At 40.6% G+C, this 1500-nt stretch carries 1 protein-coding gene and 1 pseudogene; both read right to left on the bottom strand.

All coding sequences use genetic code 11. The features are described 5' to 3' along the window. Positions 1–684: beta-helix domain-containing protein (locus tag CWB65_RS19805; RefSeq protein ID WP_502704852.1), on the bottom strand; the 684-nt coding region annotated here is incomplete at its 3' end. A 308-nt stretch (positions 685–992) separates the two neighbouring features. Further along, positions 993–1500: pseudogene (locus CWB65_RS19810) on the bottom strand (hypothetical protein); the annotation flags it as partial.

A 1500-nucleotide genomic window follows, 5' to 3' on the forward strand; every position in this document is an offset into this window, starting at 1 on the left:
ACTAAACTGGACGGCGTCACATTCAGCCGAGCCACCACAGTGAGCTAGCTCAACGGCCGTTGCTTCACCTTGTTGGTCGCCACCTGCGTAAGCAGGTGCATTACCTCGTAATACTAAACCACCCCATAGACCAATGGCTGTTTCACCACCCGTTACATCTTGAATAGAGGTCATAGTAATTGGCTGACTTACCGTACCAACCGACTCAAGCTGTGAACCACGACGAACGACTAAAAAGTCATCGCCAGATTCACCAATAATTATTGTGCCTTGTTGAATATAAAGCTTTGCGTTATCTGCACGGTCATTACCTACTGCTGTACGACCATTTACAATCCAATGCGCGTCGTTTGTAAGTGTTGCATCGGTAGTGAACGTTGTATCTGCTGTTAAACGATACACTGGCTTATCAGTAATTTCCGGAAATTCGCTTGATACGTCTGTGGCTAAGCCTTGTACAAATGCGTTATCAATAGTGGTAGGGAAACCAGTTGTGCCGTTTTGTGAATCATCACGAGATGACGTTTCACCGCCTGTGTCTGAGCCGCCTTCAACAACGTTTGTTATTGTATCGCCTTCGTTAATTGTTGTGTCGCCTTCAGATACTACTAAGTCACCACCACAACCCGCTAAAGATACTGCAGTTGCAATCAAACTAACTTTGAATAAGTCAGATAATTTCATTGTTCACTCCGTTAAAGTATTTAATTATTTTGTTAGCGCTTTATAAAAACTCAAGTCACTTTAAAGCACTTAATAATGCGTTAAGGTCACTTGAGTTATCAGCAGGGCTTACCTTACGGGAGCTATATGACACTGGAGTTACACTTTAATAAACATAACATGACAAAACTATATTATTAAAATTCAACAACTTAATTGCTACAGCAATAAAAAAAGCCGACTCAATAATAATTGAGTCGGCTTGCGTAGTGCGAATATGAAATTGATATTACAAGCACCAACGAAGTAGTGACTTGTTGTTTTAAAATTTAAAGCAGAGCGGTTCTTAACGTTTCAGCATGTACTTTTTCACGTTTAACATACTTAATCCATTGCTTAGCCAAACGCTGTGATTTTTTGTGTTTTTCAGCTTGTTCAAACGCTAAAATAGACGCATCGAAATTTTGCAAATTGTACTGCGCCATACCCAGTGCAACAAAGGCATTTGACTCAAAATCAAGTCCCCCTTTATCAAGCGCTTTACGAGCTGAGTCGGCAGCATCTTCATAGTGCTCTGTATTAACATACACCTCAGCTAAACGCTGATCGTATTGCCCATGTTCTGATAAATCGGCGGCTTTAACAAAATACTCTATCGATTTTTCATCTTCTTTTGCTTGGATCATCGCCTCGGCAACAAACGCATAGTTTTTAGCTGTTTTTTCCGCATTGCCATTTTCTATTGCTGTACTCATCACTTCTGCCGCTTTAAAAGCAAGTCGATTGTATTAGTAAACTTGAGCAAGATGGCGTAAGTCGGCACTTGATGCTAAAAAA

The organism is Pseudoalteromonas sp. S554 (assembly GCF_005930865.1).
GTDB classification, from domain to species: domain Bacteria; phylum Pseudomonadota; class Gammaproteobacteria; order Enterobacterales; family Alteromonadaceae; genus Pseudoalteromonas; species Pseudoalteromonas marina.